Origin of the sequence: Aeribacillus sp. FSL W8-0870 (genome assembly GCF_037963755.1) — a bacterium.
In the GTDB taxonomy this organism is placed as follows: Bacteria; Bacillota; Bacilli; order Bacillales; family Aeribacillaceae; genus Aeribacillus; species Aeribacillus composti.
In genome coordinates this window covers 1674670-1688608 of sequence record NZ_CP150165.1, presented here as the reverse complement: position 1 = coordinate 1688608, position 13939 = coordinate 1674670, and the positions used below count along the sequence as shown (strand labels likewise).

Below are 13939 nucleotides of genomic sequence, written 5' to 3'. Positions count from 1 at the left end.
CTGGGAAGTATCGAAATACTCATATTCGACAAGATCTAACGGAATAAAAAACCCAGGTCTTCTTGCAGTTTAGAAACAATAACCGCATTTAAATCGCCATAGCCATATTCCTCCAGCAACTTCTCGAAAATCTCCTGTGCTTTTTTACCGCGAACTGGCTGTTCTTGAGTGACGTTGTACAAGCCGACACTAAACAGCCCTTCCATCAAGTGAAATGAAAGGATCCCCTTGCTTTGGCTCAATTCAGACATCAAAGAGATTTTATACAAGTTTTCCAGGTTTTTTATTTTTTGCAGATTAAAACGAAGTTCTAATACATCGCCATCGACTTCAAACATGCACCATCATTCTCCTTTTTTAAAAATTTTTAAGCCCCAGCTGGCTCACCATTTCCACCGTCTCCATTTTCGCTGTCACCAGGCATCATGCCGCCTTCTTGATCAGACAAATCAACCAAAGGCCCGTTTCCTTCCAGGCTAATCGAATAGGTAACCGCATCATCAAACGGTGCCTCGATTGGATAATCCGTCACAATCGCAATACCGCCAAATAGTGCTTGTTTTGTCTTTTGATTAACGACCTTTAGGCAAACAAACTCATCATCATGAAATGCTTTTGACAGAGCTTTGTGAGATTCATCATCAGCAACATAAAGACCATCATTATCGATGGACCATTCCTTCATGCCGCCGATTTTGGCCTTCCACCCGCCCTTTGTATCTTTGGAAGTGACCTCAATGGAGTCTTTGGAACGGTTGATCGTTAAACCTTGCTGACCAGCAACAGCCAGCAATTTATCACCAGTGCTATTAAATACCGCCAATAAAATATCCTTTCCAGCTACAGCTTTTGTCGCTGTCCCGGAAAAATCGCAATAAAGATTGTTTTCAAAAGCCATCGCTATCACACTCCTTAAATCTTAACTTTAAAACCATAAGAAACCCGGAACAGGAACCCCAGCACTGCATGATGTTCCTTTGTTTGTGGTTCGATGTAATTTGAAACAAGGCCGCTTTCCACTTGACCCCAGAGCTCGTAGCCTTCTGGCAGACGAATATACTCCGTCAAGGCTTCATCCACCGCCTGGATGTTCCGGTAATGAGGAACACTGCTACCAGGTGGAGAAATAATATGAACATGAACCTGGTATTCATGGACAAACATCGTTTTTGTATTCCGCGGCCGAGAATTAATAAATTCCAAAAAGGTAAATGGTGGCTTTTCAGACCGCGGAATATCATCCAGGCATTTCAGATCAGTTCCTTCATGGATCCGATCCTGGATCGGTTTGTGAAGGTCCAAAAGCGAAAGTTTTTTCAGCATTTTAACTCACTTCTTCCTCAGTTCTTCAAGTAAATCTTGACGGAAAATCGGCTGTTGGATGTTGACGTTTGTCCGCAAATAATATTGACCCGGAACATAACCAATCGTCCGGCCACCACGAACAAGCCTGTGGCCGAATTCCACATGCGGTGCGTAATCCTTGGTATAACCAAATGTATCGCCAGCCGGATTCACTGTCGCACTCAACCGCAATTCACCGGTGTCTTTTGGAGTTCCACCCTTAGACGGATCCGTCGACCGAACAGCTCGATTCCGCAATTCAAGAATGTTTTTTTGTTCTACCTTTTTGAAATCAGTTTCGCTTTTACGCTTTAAAGCCCTAGCAAGAGATTCAACGCCCATCCATTCATAGTGAATTCTCATGGATCATCAGCCTTTACATGGCAAAGACGCCACCGACGGAAATCCTTTTTTAAATCGGTGATGGCATAGGAAACGCCTTCTATTTCGACGCGTTCAGCACGCTCCAGGACAGAACGCGGTGCGTCTGTTAATAGTTTCTGATGCGTTTCTAAAACTTCACGATCCATAACCGCAATTTCTTCCAGCGACCATTGAGTTAAAACCCCTTTATACGAACCAATAGGAACCGGTTCATAGATTGGATTGTTTAATTCATCGCGGCCGACTACTTCCAAAGCAAAAAAATGGACCGGCTTCATCCTCATAGAAACCGGACCTTTCTATCTTCGTCGTCTTTCAGCATTTCCCGATATTCCATCAATTCCGCTTCATATGGCCGCAACAGATCATCAATGAACCGGATGGAAAAGACGTCAACTTTTTCTTCAGTTACGCCTTCATGGTTCATTTGATGGCGATTATACATAGCGGTGACAATTTCCACGCCGATCGATTCCAATTCATCCGGTAAAGATTCCTGCCGCAAACCGATACGCAAAAGGATCCGGTCGGTGGCTGTTTTGATTAATTCTTCCGCCAGCGTTTCGTCAATGTCCGGAATTCGGACCTTTAAACGCTCCAACATATTATCACCGCTTTATTTTTTTGCTTTTGTTTTGGACGTCGGCTTTTCCGTCGTTTTCTTTTCTTCTTGTTTTTCCTCTTTAACCAGAACTTCAACAATTAAAGGCTCTTTTCTTCGGTTTTTGTCGCTGGCCAATTCTTCAGCACGCTCCTCATCCAATTCGATGCCTTCACGCGGATAAAAATCGCCAGCCCGATAGATATAGCCATTATCCTTTAGGTCTTTAAAATCTTTAATTACAACGAATTTCCGCATTAACTATCACCTCCACCAAACACTTCACCTTCGAGAGCTTCCAGCCGCGAAATGATTTCATTGTATTGTTCCTCTGTGCCAAACCCTGGTGGACCTTCAGGACCCTCTGGCCCTTGAGGTCCTTCAGGTCCTTGTGGGCCTCTTAAATTTCCTTGTTTTTGCCAGGTTCCGTTGACATTGCTGAAAATATCCCCGGTGCTAGTATTCAAAAAGACATCACCAGGCTGGCCATCGTTTGAAGTGGGATCGCTCGTGCCAAAAATAAATCGCATACTCGATCCACCACCTGCATCACCACCGATTATTTTTACCGGCAGTGGATTTTTATCCGAAACGGACTTCCCATCCGGTGTTTGTAAAACTTCAGCCAAAGCGAACCCCCCTTTCTTATGCACCATCCACGTCTAACTCAGTTTTAAATTTGAACTTCACGATACGGATCGCTTTTGGCTCATAAACACGCTCCCAGTTTGAACCATCGGCCAATTCTTCATTTGTTGGGAATACATCGGCAACATTATTCTCCGTCCATTTCACACCGCGAGGATGCAAAATCTGGATACGACGGTTAATTAAGAAATCTTCACCGCTAGAAGATTGACTGTTTCTATCAACCTCTGTCGGTAAAATGTTTGGATGAGAGCCAACGCCAGATGCAATCGCACCGGTACCAAAGAGGTAAATAACCCCTTCTTTTGTTTGAGTGTCATAAGGCATGGCATCATCGACGATAACACGTTTGTTCATGAAATAAGGAATTCGGTCGGTTTGATCGGCTTCTTGAACGTATTCAATTAACTGACGTTTTGCAAGATACGCTTCTACAGCAGAATGCATCATCACGCCTGTTAAAAGGTCTTTCGCATCACCCATGAGCTGGCCAGCATCAATAAAGCTATCGCCATCAAGCAACGCGTCAGAACCAGGCTCACCAGTGATGTCCAAAACCTTATCGGCCATGCTATCAGAATTGAAAATGCCTTCCAATGTCGCTAAAAGCATTTTCTGGTCCTGACGGATCCAGTAATCGGCCACCAAATCTGCGATTGCTCGCATTGGATCGTCACCAGAAAGCAATGCAGATAAACCACTTGCACCCCACATACGAGCTCGTCCTTGCTTGCGAGCTACGTCTTTACCAGACGTGATTTTTCCAGCAGTTAGGTTCCCTTCATCACGAATAACCTCGGAATCGCCCGTTAAATCGTTCCAGAAAGGCATATTAACCAGCGTATTCGGACCACTGGCCAAAGCATCAAATTCAGCGTTTCGTTCAATGATGCCACTTTGAACCAGTGCCGATTTTTCCGTCGTTCTTTGGACAACATATTCAGTGAAAATTTCCGGTTGAATAATATCCTGTAGACGAGTAGTCACTTCACATCACCCTTCATCATTGATTTTTCGCTTGAGCTTTTAGACGTTTGTAAAGCTCTGGATCGGTTCTGAGTAAACGTCCTTGTTCGGTTAAGTTGAAATGCTCTTTGCTAAACGGATTTTTAAAACCACCCTGCTGACCGTCCTTTTTAGGTGGTCGCCCTTTCAGTTTTTCCTTCATTCTCATATCCGCAAGTTTGTCGACAAGCGAAATGAAAGTTTTCACCGCTTCTTGTGTTTGTTCAGCATCATCGCGGACTACGAAGGAAAGAACATCATCGTCGGCCATGATTCCGGCCTCGCCTAGCATTTTTGTGGCTTCCCTTCCCAATTCGTACCGCAGCTGTGCCTTTTTCAGCTGTTCATTTTCTCGGCGTAACTTTTCCAGTTCGTACTCCCGTTTTTGTTCAGCGTTCATTTTCGCGAGTTTTTCCGCTTCTTTGATTGCCTCCTCTTTATCCTTTAAGGCACGTGCCAAACGTTCTTTTACAATCCGATTGACCTCTTCCTGGGTAAAAAGTTTTTCCTTTTTGTTTGGCTTTTTATTTGTATTATCGTCGTCTTCACCGGAATGCGGTCCCGGTTCAGTTCCAGGATTTTCGTCATCATGCCCCTCGTAACCAGGATCGTCATCTCCAGGATTATCATCCTGTGCGAAAAATTGAAGATCCAATTTAAGCAAAGAGTCTTTCTTCTCGTCGATTTCATTCATAAAAATTGTCATTCCAAACTCCCCTTTTTTACGTCTTGTTTGACGGTTATTCCTTGCACCTTTTAACGCCTTAAGCAAGTTTTGGGCACAAAAAAACACAGCTATAAAGGCTGTGTTAACAAAAAAGTATATAAAAAAAGCACCCAACTACTTTTTTAATTAGTCGGTGCTTTTATTGAAAAATAACCTTCCCAGTTTCAGGATCGATAATTTTAAAATCTCCTTTTTTCGTCGTGAATTTATCTTCGCGAGAGTATTCTCTTCTGACTTTTTCAAGGTCAACGCCTTTCGCTTTCAGCCTAGCATCCGTTTCAGCATTAAGGCGACGCAAAAATTCTTGATCCTCTTTACTCAACATCATCAATCATCTCCATTCGTATAACGGTCATTCGTCCTTCTTCGACAACCTCAGTTATTCGGAACGAAGCACCGCGTTTTATTAAAAATTCGTATTCTTCATCTTTGAAAAGGCTTATTTCATTGATATAAGCCCCTCGACCCTTTCCACCCGGAACAGTTATTTCAAACATGACATCATAAGACGAAAAAGCTCCTTCACGCAGAACGCTGGTGCTCATATAACCGTCATCTTTATAAATTGTTCCTTCCAGGTCTTTCAAGCGTTCCGAGCTTGAAGGAAGTGCGTCTCTGCCCACATTTCTATACACCATTATACCATCTTTTAACTCAAATTTCCTTATAGCTTCGTCTATGTGCTTTATTTGTTCTTTGACCCGTTCACTGCCCGGACGTTTACCACGAAGATAACCGTTTATTTTTCGATAAGCAGTACCAGTATATTCCCGAATAGCTTCATTTTCATCCGCTGATAATCCCTTAATCCAATTCAGATCATCTTTACCAAGCCACTCTCTGACTTCATCTGGAGATTCAAAACGCTTCGGATCAATGGTCCGCGGTTCCAAAACACCAATGAAGGTCGTCCGGCAATGCGGATGAAATGGTGGAAAATTGACGCCCACTTCCAATTCATCAAACCGAAAGACTTTTCCATGCATCCGACGACAAATATCCGACGTTTTACGGTCAATAATTGCCACCAGCTCGTATTCTTCCACACCAGCGTTTTTATAGGCATGGAGATGAGCCTGATTCAAAATAAAAGCCGCTTCAGTCCAAACAAGCCGCCTAGCATCATAATAGCTAACACCAAAACGCTCCCGAACCTCTTTAATCAACTTTTCATAGTTATCCCCCCTCGCTAAAGCATCACGATAGCGAGTTTGCAGATGGTTCAACAGTTTTTCTTTGTTGTTCCAAATACGATCCGAGAAATTCTCATCATTTATCCAGCCAGAATAAATGGTGTCTCGTATAATCGCTTCATTCATGGCCAGGAAACGATGACCAAGACCAAGTTCACGCATCATTTGTTCATAATGATAGCCATAGGTTTCTCTCAAGTGACGCTCCAATTCCCGGTTTTCAATCGCCCCCAATTCCAGCAATTTCAGCATGGTAGAATAATGCAATCCTTGAAGGCGATTCAACTGGTAAATGCTTTCCCGGACCGGCAACAAGTGAGCAAACTCCGGATATTTTTCAGCAAAGGCGTCCATATTTTGAAATAACAATTCCCGGTCCTCTTCAGACAGCTCCTGCATCATGACCCGGAATTCAATAACATTGTCTCTACCGTAACGCTGAAAATAATCGGCTATTTCTTTTTCTAATTCCCTGGCGATTCGGTCGTATTCCTTTTTTAGTTTTCGAGTGGCTTTTTCGTCTTTATTGTCCTGACGGTTAAGCCATTGCTGGTGACGACCGATCCAATATTCTCTATTCTTCCTGGCCATCGTCTAACTCACCGCTTCCGAAAAAAGGCGAATTCATGGCGCGATTAAAGGAATTGATTTCTTCCCCTTCCTTCTCTTTTTGGATTCGGTCCAATTCATTCTGGACGTTATCGACAACAGACAGAACGGATAGCTGTGTCTGTCTTGAAGTAATTCCGGCCAATTTTTCCGCCGTTTCCGCTTCTTCCAAAATGTTGTTTGGAATGTTCCGCGTAAAAACATATTCGATGTTCAGATATTCGTCCGGATCCACGCCAAAGTTCGTCGGAATATTGAACATCATTTTAAAACGCCGGATCATGCCATTGTTGAATTTCCGCTCTTTCATTAGAGCGATGTTTTCCATCGGCTGGAGTTTGTATTTCAATGCAATCCCGGACGAAGTGCCGAACTTTTCGTCGGATATATTGGCCACCATCGAAATCTGAAAAATAAGCCTCTCCAGCCTTTCAATCAAATTCTCCTGAGTAGTGTCCGCGTTCGGTTTGTCCAGGAACTCCAGTACGATTTTTTGACCGTCTCCGGATTTCAGATTGATCACGCGATTATCCCGGATTTGCTTTATCGTTTCCTCGTCTAATTCAGCACCCAGGATGGCCAAGTAGGCGTCGGCAAAATAATCAACATCGTTCGCTTTTTCTGATATCGCCTTATTGTAGGCGTTGATAAGTGTCTCCACATTTTCAAAGGCCGACTGACGCTCGTTATTTTCGACATATTCAATTAAAGGAACATCGCCGAAAAAATGCTCCTGGCCTTTTTCTTCAATCACGAGTTCGCCATCATCAGACGTAAAAAAATCGCGTTCATCATAACGCGAATAAATCGTCCCATAAGACCGCTCTTTATCGTCTTTTAGCACACGAACGCCGTATAACGGTTCCTGGGCAACCGTATTGTCATAAATCACAAACGCCTCACGCGGATCCACATAGGTCACCCTAGTATGAGCATTTTCATCCTGATAAAGAAATTCATAGGCATGACCATAAATTGAACACATCTTCGAGAGCTCAGCGTTATTATCGTTTTGACTGTTTCGTTTAGCAATTTCTTTCATTTTGGCCGCCACTTCTTTATTTTTATGAATGGTTTTGACCGGAATGCCAATAAAATAACCGTTCAGCATGTCAACAATGTATTTTGCAAAATTGACCACTAAACGGTTATCCGGTTTTCCTAGTTCTTTTTCTTTTTCATACAAAATCGGATGTTTACCCATGTACATATTCATCAACCGATCGTAGCGAGGAAGTCTCGCCGCATGACGGTCCAGGAAATCCTTTAATTTTTCGCTCGTTAGTTCTTCATTCGGATCCATGATGAAAATATCCACTTAAAACAGCCCTCCTTTGAACAGCTTAACGGTCGTATAATCTTGAACCGATTCAGCCACGCCAGTCAGAGCATCCGGTGCGTCGTCATATGCGTTTTTTCCTTCTCTTTGGTAGGTCGTTAAGGCCTGGTAAAGTTCCGGCCATCTATGCCGCCAATTGGCAGGAAAATAGATATGTTCCATCACCCAGGTAGCATTTGAGAGGATCCTCGCCTCTTTGTTTTTGCTTTGGTAGAAAAAATCAAAGCTCGTCCGATTGGTGCCATATTTTTCTTTTAGGATACGCTGGACACTTCGACCAAAGCCCCGGCCGCCATTATTCGATTCAATCCTGGCCAGGTTCACTTTATGTTCATATAGTTTTTGAGCCAGCAAAGGCTCGGTCACTTCCATCGGCTCTTTTGTATAAATGGCATCCAGAATATAGGCTTCTTTGTCCTTTGTTTCCGCATAAATGAAGGACGCCAAATAATCGCCACCGGTATCGGCAGTGTCGGTATAGGACGCAATCCTGACCACATTTGATGGCAATTCATCATACGTTTTAAACCGCGAATACAATCGGCCTTTGATATCGATCGGTTCTTGCTGATAGTTTGCACTGGCCACTTCAGTACTCATGGCACTTGTTTTTTGTTCATATTCCTTCCGCGTTAAGATTTCATCACACAGCATAGAACCGTCGTCCTGGACCGCCTTCATTTTTATGTGCCTTACCGAATAGCCCAATTCCGGCAATTCACGTAAAGCTCTACCGGCCAGATCGTCCGAATGCCAACGCGTCATAATGATGATGATTTTCCCGCCGGTTTCCAGCCGAGAGAGCATGGTGTTCACGAACCAGGACCAATGTTTCTCCAAAACATCCGCATTAAAGGCTTCCTCGGCATTTTTTATCAAATCATCAATGATAATAAGGCTTGCACCGAACCCAGTCGCTGTCCCGGTCGGACTTGTGGCCAGGTAGTTATTAAAACCGCCTTCAAGGCTCCAAAGGTTCATGGCCGCATCGCCATGTTTTATCCGAACTCCAGGAAAAATGTCCGAATAAACGATTTTCCCTTCATGAGCCTTTACTTCCTGAATCGAATTTCTGACCTGTTTTGAAAAAACGGTGGAAAGCGTCTCGTTATAGGAACCGGTCATAATCTTTTCATGTCGATTCTTACCAAAAACCCACTGAGCGAATAGCCCGGCAGTCCGCGACTTACCATGCCGCGGTGGAATGTTGATCACTAGGACGTCATCCTCACTAAAATAAAACTGTTGCATGCTGTTACACAGCTTGATAAGGAATTTTCTCTCCGGCCGGTAAAAGTCCGGTGCCAAGGCATGGCAAAAATAAAAAAACTCGCGTCTTGCGAGTTCAATTTTTGCCCCTAGCCTTATTCGTTCTCGTTTATCCATCTTCGACCAACTTCTTCAATTCTTCCGTCGTTAGATCAGCAAACGGATTGTGAAGATTGACGCCCCCGGAAAGTTCGGTTTCTTTCTTATCTCGCCAAATTTCCGGCTTCCGGTTTTTGAGCCAGAATATTTGAGCCGTCACATCGCCAGGAACGTGCTTAACCGTTTTTTCAACACGTTTCTTTTTCTTACCGTCCGATTCCTCAATGTACGTTTTCACTTCTTCGTATTCGTAGCCGAGTGCCCTTTTCAGCAAAGCATTTTCAACTTCGCGATCAACAACCTCTTTCCCATTTTTTAAGGCCTCGGAAATCTCGGGAAAACGTTTAATCCAAGTGTACAGCGTATCCGGATTGATCCCTATATTTTTGGCGATTTGCTCATTGGTAAGACCATCTCTGGCCCAGCCTTCGATTTTTAGAAGGCCCTCTTTAGTTATCCATTGATGGTACTTCCCCCTTTTTCCTCTCAATTTACATCGCACCTACCTCCTGCCAAAATCACTCTAACTTAACAGCATTTTGACCGGTGAATTCTTCCCAACGCCGGATGATAACTTCAGCATAAACCGGATCATACTCCATCATGTGGCAAATACGACCAGTCTGTTCACAGGCAATCAACGTTGACCCAGAACCGCCAAACGGATCCAGGACACGTTCTCCAGGCTTACTAGAATTCCGAATGGCTCCCCTAACTCGCTTGTACGTCGGACGATTCACTCCCATCAAGTCAATCAATTCCCGATGACTCAATTTCTCTTTTCGTTTTTTCTTCCGTTTTTTCATGTTCATCACTCCAGAGTAAAATAAAAACGCCTGTCATTTAGACAGACGTTCCCGTGTATTTTGTATGTCTTGTTCAACTATCGCACCCGTTAGTTGAATAAGAAAAAAGCGATGAAATCAACATTCACGTTTAACAAATCCTTGGAATAAAAACACCACCCCGATCGGAGTGACGCCCTGCTTCAACATATCCCACGATACCATCATAACACGTCTAAACAGAAATATTCTGTCATCTTTCTGTCATTTTTCCTTCATTTTTCTTTCAGTTTTCTGTCATTCTGTTTAAAAGAAGATCACGTATGAGCAATTTTAGACTAATTAACTTAGATTAATCATTATCTTTTTCAATTGAATCTGAGCTTGCTGATTTTTCCGATTGCAGTCCCTTTTTAAATTCTTTTAAGGCCTCACCAGCTGCTTTTCCCATTTCGGGAAGCTTTTGCGGACCAAAAATTAATAAAGCAACGATTAGTATCAACATAATCTTACCAACACTCAATAATTCCATGACTTGTTCATCCCCTTTTGACCATTAAAACTTCTACAAAAAATTATACCGGAAAGTAGTTTTGAAATATAAATCAAAATGACAATTTGGTGAACTTTTGTGATTATACAGGAAGTTGGCATCTTGTAACTGAAATTTGAAATGTAAAAGAGACACCTAAACAGGTGCCTCTTCTTCTTTGTAAACCTCTATCCCTAAAGCAAAAGCTAGCTTGTAGAATGCTCTCTCGCGTTCGCGGTAATATTTTGATTCACTGATACACATATCATTGTATACATCGCAGTCGCGTGGTTCTTCTAAATTCATATATCGCTTGATAATCAATTCGCGTTGTAGCTTCGTCAACCGATTCACCGCACGTACTATCCTTCTCATATATTCATCACGTTCCCGTTCGAAATCCACTTTTCGTATTGCAACATCTTCTGTAGACGAATGAAACGCATTTGTCTGCGACGGAGGCACGAGAGAGTACGTTTGCGTCACGCGTGGCAGGAATTCGTCCGGAACCGTCAACATATACATGCGATATTTTTCAAGTGCTGCCTCTACTGCTTCTTTTGTTTTTTCTCCGTCCACATCGCGAAGAAATGACAATTGCTTATATTTCAACCGGACCCCTCCCGTGGTATAATATGGTTTGAGGACGATATTTTACCTTCATCCTTTTTGACCGGGAGAAGTCCGGTCTTTTTTTATGTCCAGACCTTATGCCTTACAATTCTGCGTCTCCGTCGGATCATACTTATTCACGAGTGTATATCCACGCAACTGGTACTGTTTCACTTTCCATTTTCGTTTCGTTCTGACTTCCCGGTGTGTTTTCGGGTGGCGCAAGATGTAGATCATTCGGTTCCCTCCTTTTTTATCTGCATCAAAGCATGGAAGGTATTTCTTTTAATTTCATCCAACAATTCAAACGCCTCATGTGGAGTTAGACCATCATCGGTCACTAATCCAGTTAGACCGGCTATAATTAATTGCTGGTTGATATTATTTAAGTCTAGCTTCATCCCTCTCCCCTCTTTTCCCTCATAAACTCCAAATAATGTTCTCGAATTCTCCATGCCATCTTCGGCCCGATACCCGGTATTTCTTCCAACTTCCCAAGCCACTCCATCATCAATTGCGTGTCTAATTCATTTTGCTGTTTGGCTCCTGCTTCAAATCCGCGATTCCATGCCGTCATTACATCTGGATGAAAGGGAGAAGAAATTTTCTCCCTCTCACGCTTGATTTTGCGTAGCGTTCTACCCACGGTATCACCTTTTCAGTCAACTAATTTACAATGACGTTTATCAACCCATCCATATGGCCAACCTGCTTGCTCCCTCTTGGTTCTGACTACAAAACACTTTTTATCACGACTTTCACTTTGAATAACAAATGTCTGACCGATGTAATTTCCATACCACTCGTGACCATCTGCCCCCGTTATGACTAACTTTTTCCCTTGATATTCCGGCTTCACTGTACCACCTTCCAACCTTTGCGAATTCGGCTGTTCAGCTCATATTTCCGCAACGGTTCGTACCGATAGACAGCTTGTCCATCTTCACGACGATAAAGCAGATACCATTTCGCCTGGCGCTTTCTCTTCTTCATAGACAGCCCCCGTTTCTAAGCCCCGTAAACGTCGATATGGAGCTTTTGCAGTGCGTATAGTCTTTAAACCCTTCACCTCTTGTTCCAAACGCATCAGATCGGCAAAATAGCGCTCATTTTTGGCTGTCAGTTCGTCGTTTGCCTCTTTCAATCTTTGAACCTCGTTTTCGAGAATCAAGTTTTCCTTGTGCAGCCGTTCTTTGTCTGCCATTGCTGTTTCGAAAAGCTCCCGAAGCTGTTCCACTTCCTTTTCCTTCTCCGTCAGCAACTTGTGTGCTTGATCGGCTTCGTGCTTTAGCCATTCAATTTGTACATCATCTTTGTCCTGCGTAGCATTCGCTTTCAATTCTTCAAGTTGCTTTTGCAGCTCATCGCGTTCAGCTAAAACCTCCAAATATTTGTTAAATGAAATCACTTTAGGTTTGCCCATCATTTCTTCCTCCTTCAAGATATCTTCAAGTTTTTCACCATTGCGGTATCGCTCCAGTTGTTCTGCGTCAGCTGATACGTTTGACGCTGTTATCAAACACATATGGCTTCGTTCCGAACCGCGGCGGGCCCATGCGAGAGGGAGAAATTTTCGTCAAGGTTGCCATCCTACTCACCTTCTTTGGTCTTACGAAATTTTGTTTAAAACTTCTTGTTGAAACTTCGGTAATTCAATTCGTTCATGTAAAACTCTTGCAATTTGTGCCAGCACGAAAGCGTCCACGACATTGTTGGAATCATGCTCAAATCCCCAACGCTTGTACACTTCGACAGCGATCCGTTCTTTCGATGCGTTTCCTTTCGCTCCAGTGAATTTTTTGAGAAGGGAAGGGGCGACATCAACATACGGAATGCCCCTTCTATACAACTCAATCCGAATGCCCCAACCAATCCCTCCGAGCAAGAAACCTTTTTGACTGGCATATCCGAAACCTTCGATTGCGACAAAATCCGTATCGTGTACCGCATCGACAACAGCTTGGATAAGACCGCTCATTCTTGCCGGATCATCACCATCTCTTTCGATTTCTTTCATCTCAATCACTTCCCCATACGGCGACAGTGCTACAAATCCTGTTCGTAAAGATGGATCAATGCCTATAAACCTTTCAAATCTCATCAATATCCCATCTCCTGGCGCTGGTGATTGACGGCGTTTTTCCGCATGTACGCTTCTTCGATCTCCTGCCAAGAAAAGCCGAGCATTTCGCCTAAATGAATGAATTGCAATAACAAATACTCATAATCAAATTTGAAATTACCGTCATGGTATAGGCCGTTATATAGGTCAGTTACATCGGCCATAACCCACAAAAATTGTTCGGTTATGTTGTCCGCTTTGGTTAAATTCCAACGTTTAAGGTCGAGCATGTCCGGCTCTGTGATCTCCAACCCAATCGACAAGATGAAGTGAAGCGCGTCTGCGAATTCTTCAAGGAGTGGGTTTTTGTATCCTAAAGTACCTGTTCCATTACAATCCTCACACTTTGAATATTCCAAACCTGTTTTCCCTTCTAGCAGATACTCTCGACTTGATGGCCAGTTTTCGTCCCCGCTTCCATCACAAGTTGAGCAAATCACCTCAACTTTAGTTCTAGGTTCTTGATCGTTCGACCAAAACTTGAAGCCACGCCATTCATTTGCTAGTTCGCCGAGTTCCACTTTCAACGCAAGGATCTTCTTCGCCAGACGATCTTCACCTTCTTGTCTCGGATGTTCTTTTTCAATGTGTTCATCCAACTGACGCTGCAACTCAAACAACTTTGCTAGATTCATCGTTCATCCTCCTAAAACAATATTCCGATCAAAAA

Annotated in this window: 24 protein-coding genes; all 24 read right to left on the bottom strand. The window is 43.2% G+C overall.

The window, feature by feature from the left end; all coding sequences use genetic code 11:
• Positions 1 to 35 precede the first annotated feature (35 nt).
• Positions 36 to 338, bottom strand: coding sequence for a segregation and condensation protein B (locus NSU02_RS08205; RefSeq protein WP_339195245.1), 303 nt, complete (start codon positions 336 to 338; stop codon positions 36 to 38).
• Between the two features lie 29 nt (positions 339 to 367).
• Positions 368 to 898: a phage major tail protein, TP901-1 family gene (locus tag NSU02_RS08200; protein ID WP_311066948.1), complete on the bottom strand. Its 531-nt coding sequence runs from the start codon at positions 896 to 898 to the stop codon at positions 368 to 370.
• Between the two features lie 14 nt (positions 899 to 912).
• Complete coding sequence (locus NSU02_RS08195; RefSeq protein ID WP_339195242.1) at positions 913 to 1323, bottom strand: DUF5072 domain-containing protein; 411 nt, start codon at positions 1321 to 1323, stop codon at positions 913 to 915.
• A gap of 6 nt (positions 1324 to 1329) precedes the next feature.
• Complete coding sequence (locus NSU02_RS08190) at positions 1330 to 1707, bottom strand: hypothetical protein (protein ID WP_010899652.1); 378 nt, start codon at positions 1705 to 1707, stop codon at positions 1330 to 1332.
• Positions 1704 to 2006, bottom strand: coding sequence for a hypothetical protein (locus NSU02_RS08185; RefSeq protein WP_311066946.1), 303 nt, complete (start codon positions 2004 to 2006; stop codon positions 1704 to 1706). Before NSU02_RS08185 ends, NSU02_RS08190 begins: the two co-directional genes overlap by 4 nt.
• A 2-nt stretch (positions 2007 to 2008) precedes the next feature.
• Complete coding sequence (locus NSU02_RS08180) at positions 2009 to 2332, bottom strand: hypothetical protein (protein ID WP_311066945.1); 324 nt, start codon at positions 2330 to 2332, stop codon at positions 2009 to 2011.
• 12 nt (positions 2333 to 2344) lie between these two features.
• Positions 2345 to 2587 carry a hypothetical protein gene (locus NSU02_RS08175; protein ID WP_311066944.1) on the bottom strand — a complete coding sequence of 81 codons (243 nt, stop codon included), beginning with the start codon at positions 2585 to 2587 and terminating at the stop codon, positions 2345 to 2347.
• Positions 2587 to 2958: a hypothetical protein gene (locus tag NSU02_RS08170; protein WP_311066943.1), complete on the bottom strand. Its 372-nt coding sequence runs from the start codon at positions 2956 to 2958 to the stop codon at positions 2587 to 2589. The genes NSU02_RS08175 and NSU02_RS08170 overlap by 1 nt, the downstream gene beginning before the upstream one ends.
• Positions 2959 to 2974: 16 nt before the next feature.
• The gene (locus NSU02_RS08165) at positions 2975 to 3964 is read right to left on the bottom strand and encodes a coat protein (RefSeq protein WP_311066942.1); all 990 of its coding nucleotides are present in this window, start codon (positions 3962 to 3964) and stop codon (positions 2975 to 2977) included.
• 16 nt (positions 3965 to 3980) lie between these two features.
• Entirely contained in the window at positions 3981 to 4688 is a 708-nt protein-coding gene (locus tag NSU02_RS08160; protein WP_311066941.1) for a DUF4355 domain-containing protein, read from the bottom strand.
• 160 nt (positions 4689 to 4848) lie between these two features.
• Complete coding sequence (locus NSU02_RS08155) at positions 4849 to 5037, bottom strand: hypothetical protein (RefSeq protein ID WP_041820884.1); 189 nt, start codon at positions 5035 to 5037, stop codon at positions 4849 to 4851.
• A complete protein-coding gene (locus NSU02_RS08150) occupies positions 5024 to 6493 on the bottom strand; it encodes a minor capsid protein (RefSeq protein WP_311066940.1) in 1470 nt (489 codons plus the stop codon). The genes NSU02_RS08155 and NSU02_RS08150 overlap by 14 nt, the downstream gene beginning before the upstream one ends.
• Positions 6477 to 7829, bottom strand: coding sequence for a phage portal protein (locus NSU02_RS08145; RefSeq protein ID WP_311066939.1), 1353 nt, complete (start codon positions 7827 to 7829; stop codon positions 6477 to 6479). Before NSU02_RS08145 ends, NSU02_RS08150 begins: the two co-directional genes overlap by 17 nt.
• On the bottom strand, positions 7830 to 9236 hold the full coding sequence (gene terL / locus NSU02_RS08140; protein WP_339195232.1) for a phage terminase large subunit: 1407 nt from the start codon (positions 9234 to 9236) through the stop codon (positions 7830 to 7832).
• On the bottom strand, positions 9229 to 9708 hold the full coding sequence (locus NSU02_RS08135; protein WP_339195229.1) for a helix-turn-helix domain-containing protein: 480 nt from the start codon (positions 9706 to 9708) through the stop codon (positions 9229 to 9231). Before NSU02_RS08135 ends, terL begins: the two co-directional genes overlap by 8 nt.
• A gap of 28 nt (positions 9709 to 9736) precedes the next feature.
• Positions 9737 to 9889, bottom strand: coding sequence for a hypothetical protein (locus tag NSU02_RS08130; RefSeq protein ID WP_339195725.1), 153 nt, complete (start codon positions 9887 to 9889; stop codon positions 9737 to 9739).
• A gap of 466 nt (positions 9890 to 10355) precedes the next feature.
• Positions 10356 to 10535 (bottom strand): twin-arginine translocase TatA/TatE family subunit, encoded by a 180-nt coding sequence (gene tatA / locus NSU02_RS08125; RefSeq protein WP_339195227.1) that lies wholly within the window; start codon positions 10533 to 10535, stop codon positions 10356 to 10358.
• 156 nt (positions 10536 to 10691) lie between these two features.
• Positions 10692 to 11147, bottom strand: a complete 456-nt coding sequence (locus tag NSU02_RS08120) for an ArpU family phage packaging/lysis transcriptional regulator (protein ID WP_339195224.1) — start codon at positions 11145 to 11147, stop codon at positions 10692 to 10694.
• A gap of 96 nt (positions 11148 to 11243) precedes the next feature.
• Complete coding sequence (locus NSU02_RS08115) at positions 11244 to 11384, bottom strand: hypothetical protein (RefSeq protein ID WP_339195220.1); 141 nt, start codon at positions 11382 to 11384, stop codon at positions 11244 to 11246.
• Positions 11381 to 11548, bottom strand: a complete 168-nt coding sequence (locus NSU02_RS08110; protein WP_339195217.1) for a hypothetical protein — start codon at positions 11546 to 11548, stop codon at positions 11381 to 11383. The genes NSU02_RS08115 and NSU02_RS08110 overlap by 4 nt, the downstream gene beginning before the upstream one ends.
• Positions 11545 to 11793 (bottom strand): hypothetical protein, encoded by a 249-nt coding sequence (locus NSU02_RS08105; protein ID WP_339195214.1) that lies wholly within the window; start codon positions 11791 to 11793, stop codon positions 11545 to 11547. The genes NSU02_RS08110 and NSU02_RS08105 overlap by 4 nt, the downstream gene beginning before the upstream one ends.
• A gap of 297 nt (positions 11794 to 12090) precedes the next feature.
• Positions 12091 to 12672, bottom strand: coding sequence for a hypothetical protein (locus NSU02_RS08100; protein ID WP_339195211.1), 582 nt, complete (start codon positions 12670 to 12672; stop codon positions 12091 to 12093).
• Positions 12673 to 12756: 84 nt separating this feature from the next.
• Entirely contained in the window at positions 12757 to 13248 is a 492-nt protein-coding gene (locus NSU02_RS08095) for a hypothetical protein (protein WP_339195722.1), read from the bottom strand.
• Positions 13248 to 13904: a dUTP diphosphatase gene (locus tag NSU02_RS08090; RefSeq protein ID WP_339195208.1), complete on the bottom strand. Its 657-nt coding sequence runs from the start codon at positions 13902 to 13904 to the stop codon at positions 13248 to 13250. Before NSU02_RS08090 ends, NSU02_RS08095 begins: the two co-directional genes overlap by 1 nt.
• Between the last annotated feature and the right edge of the window lie 35 nt (positions 13905 to 13939).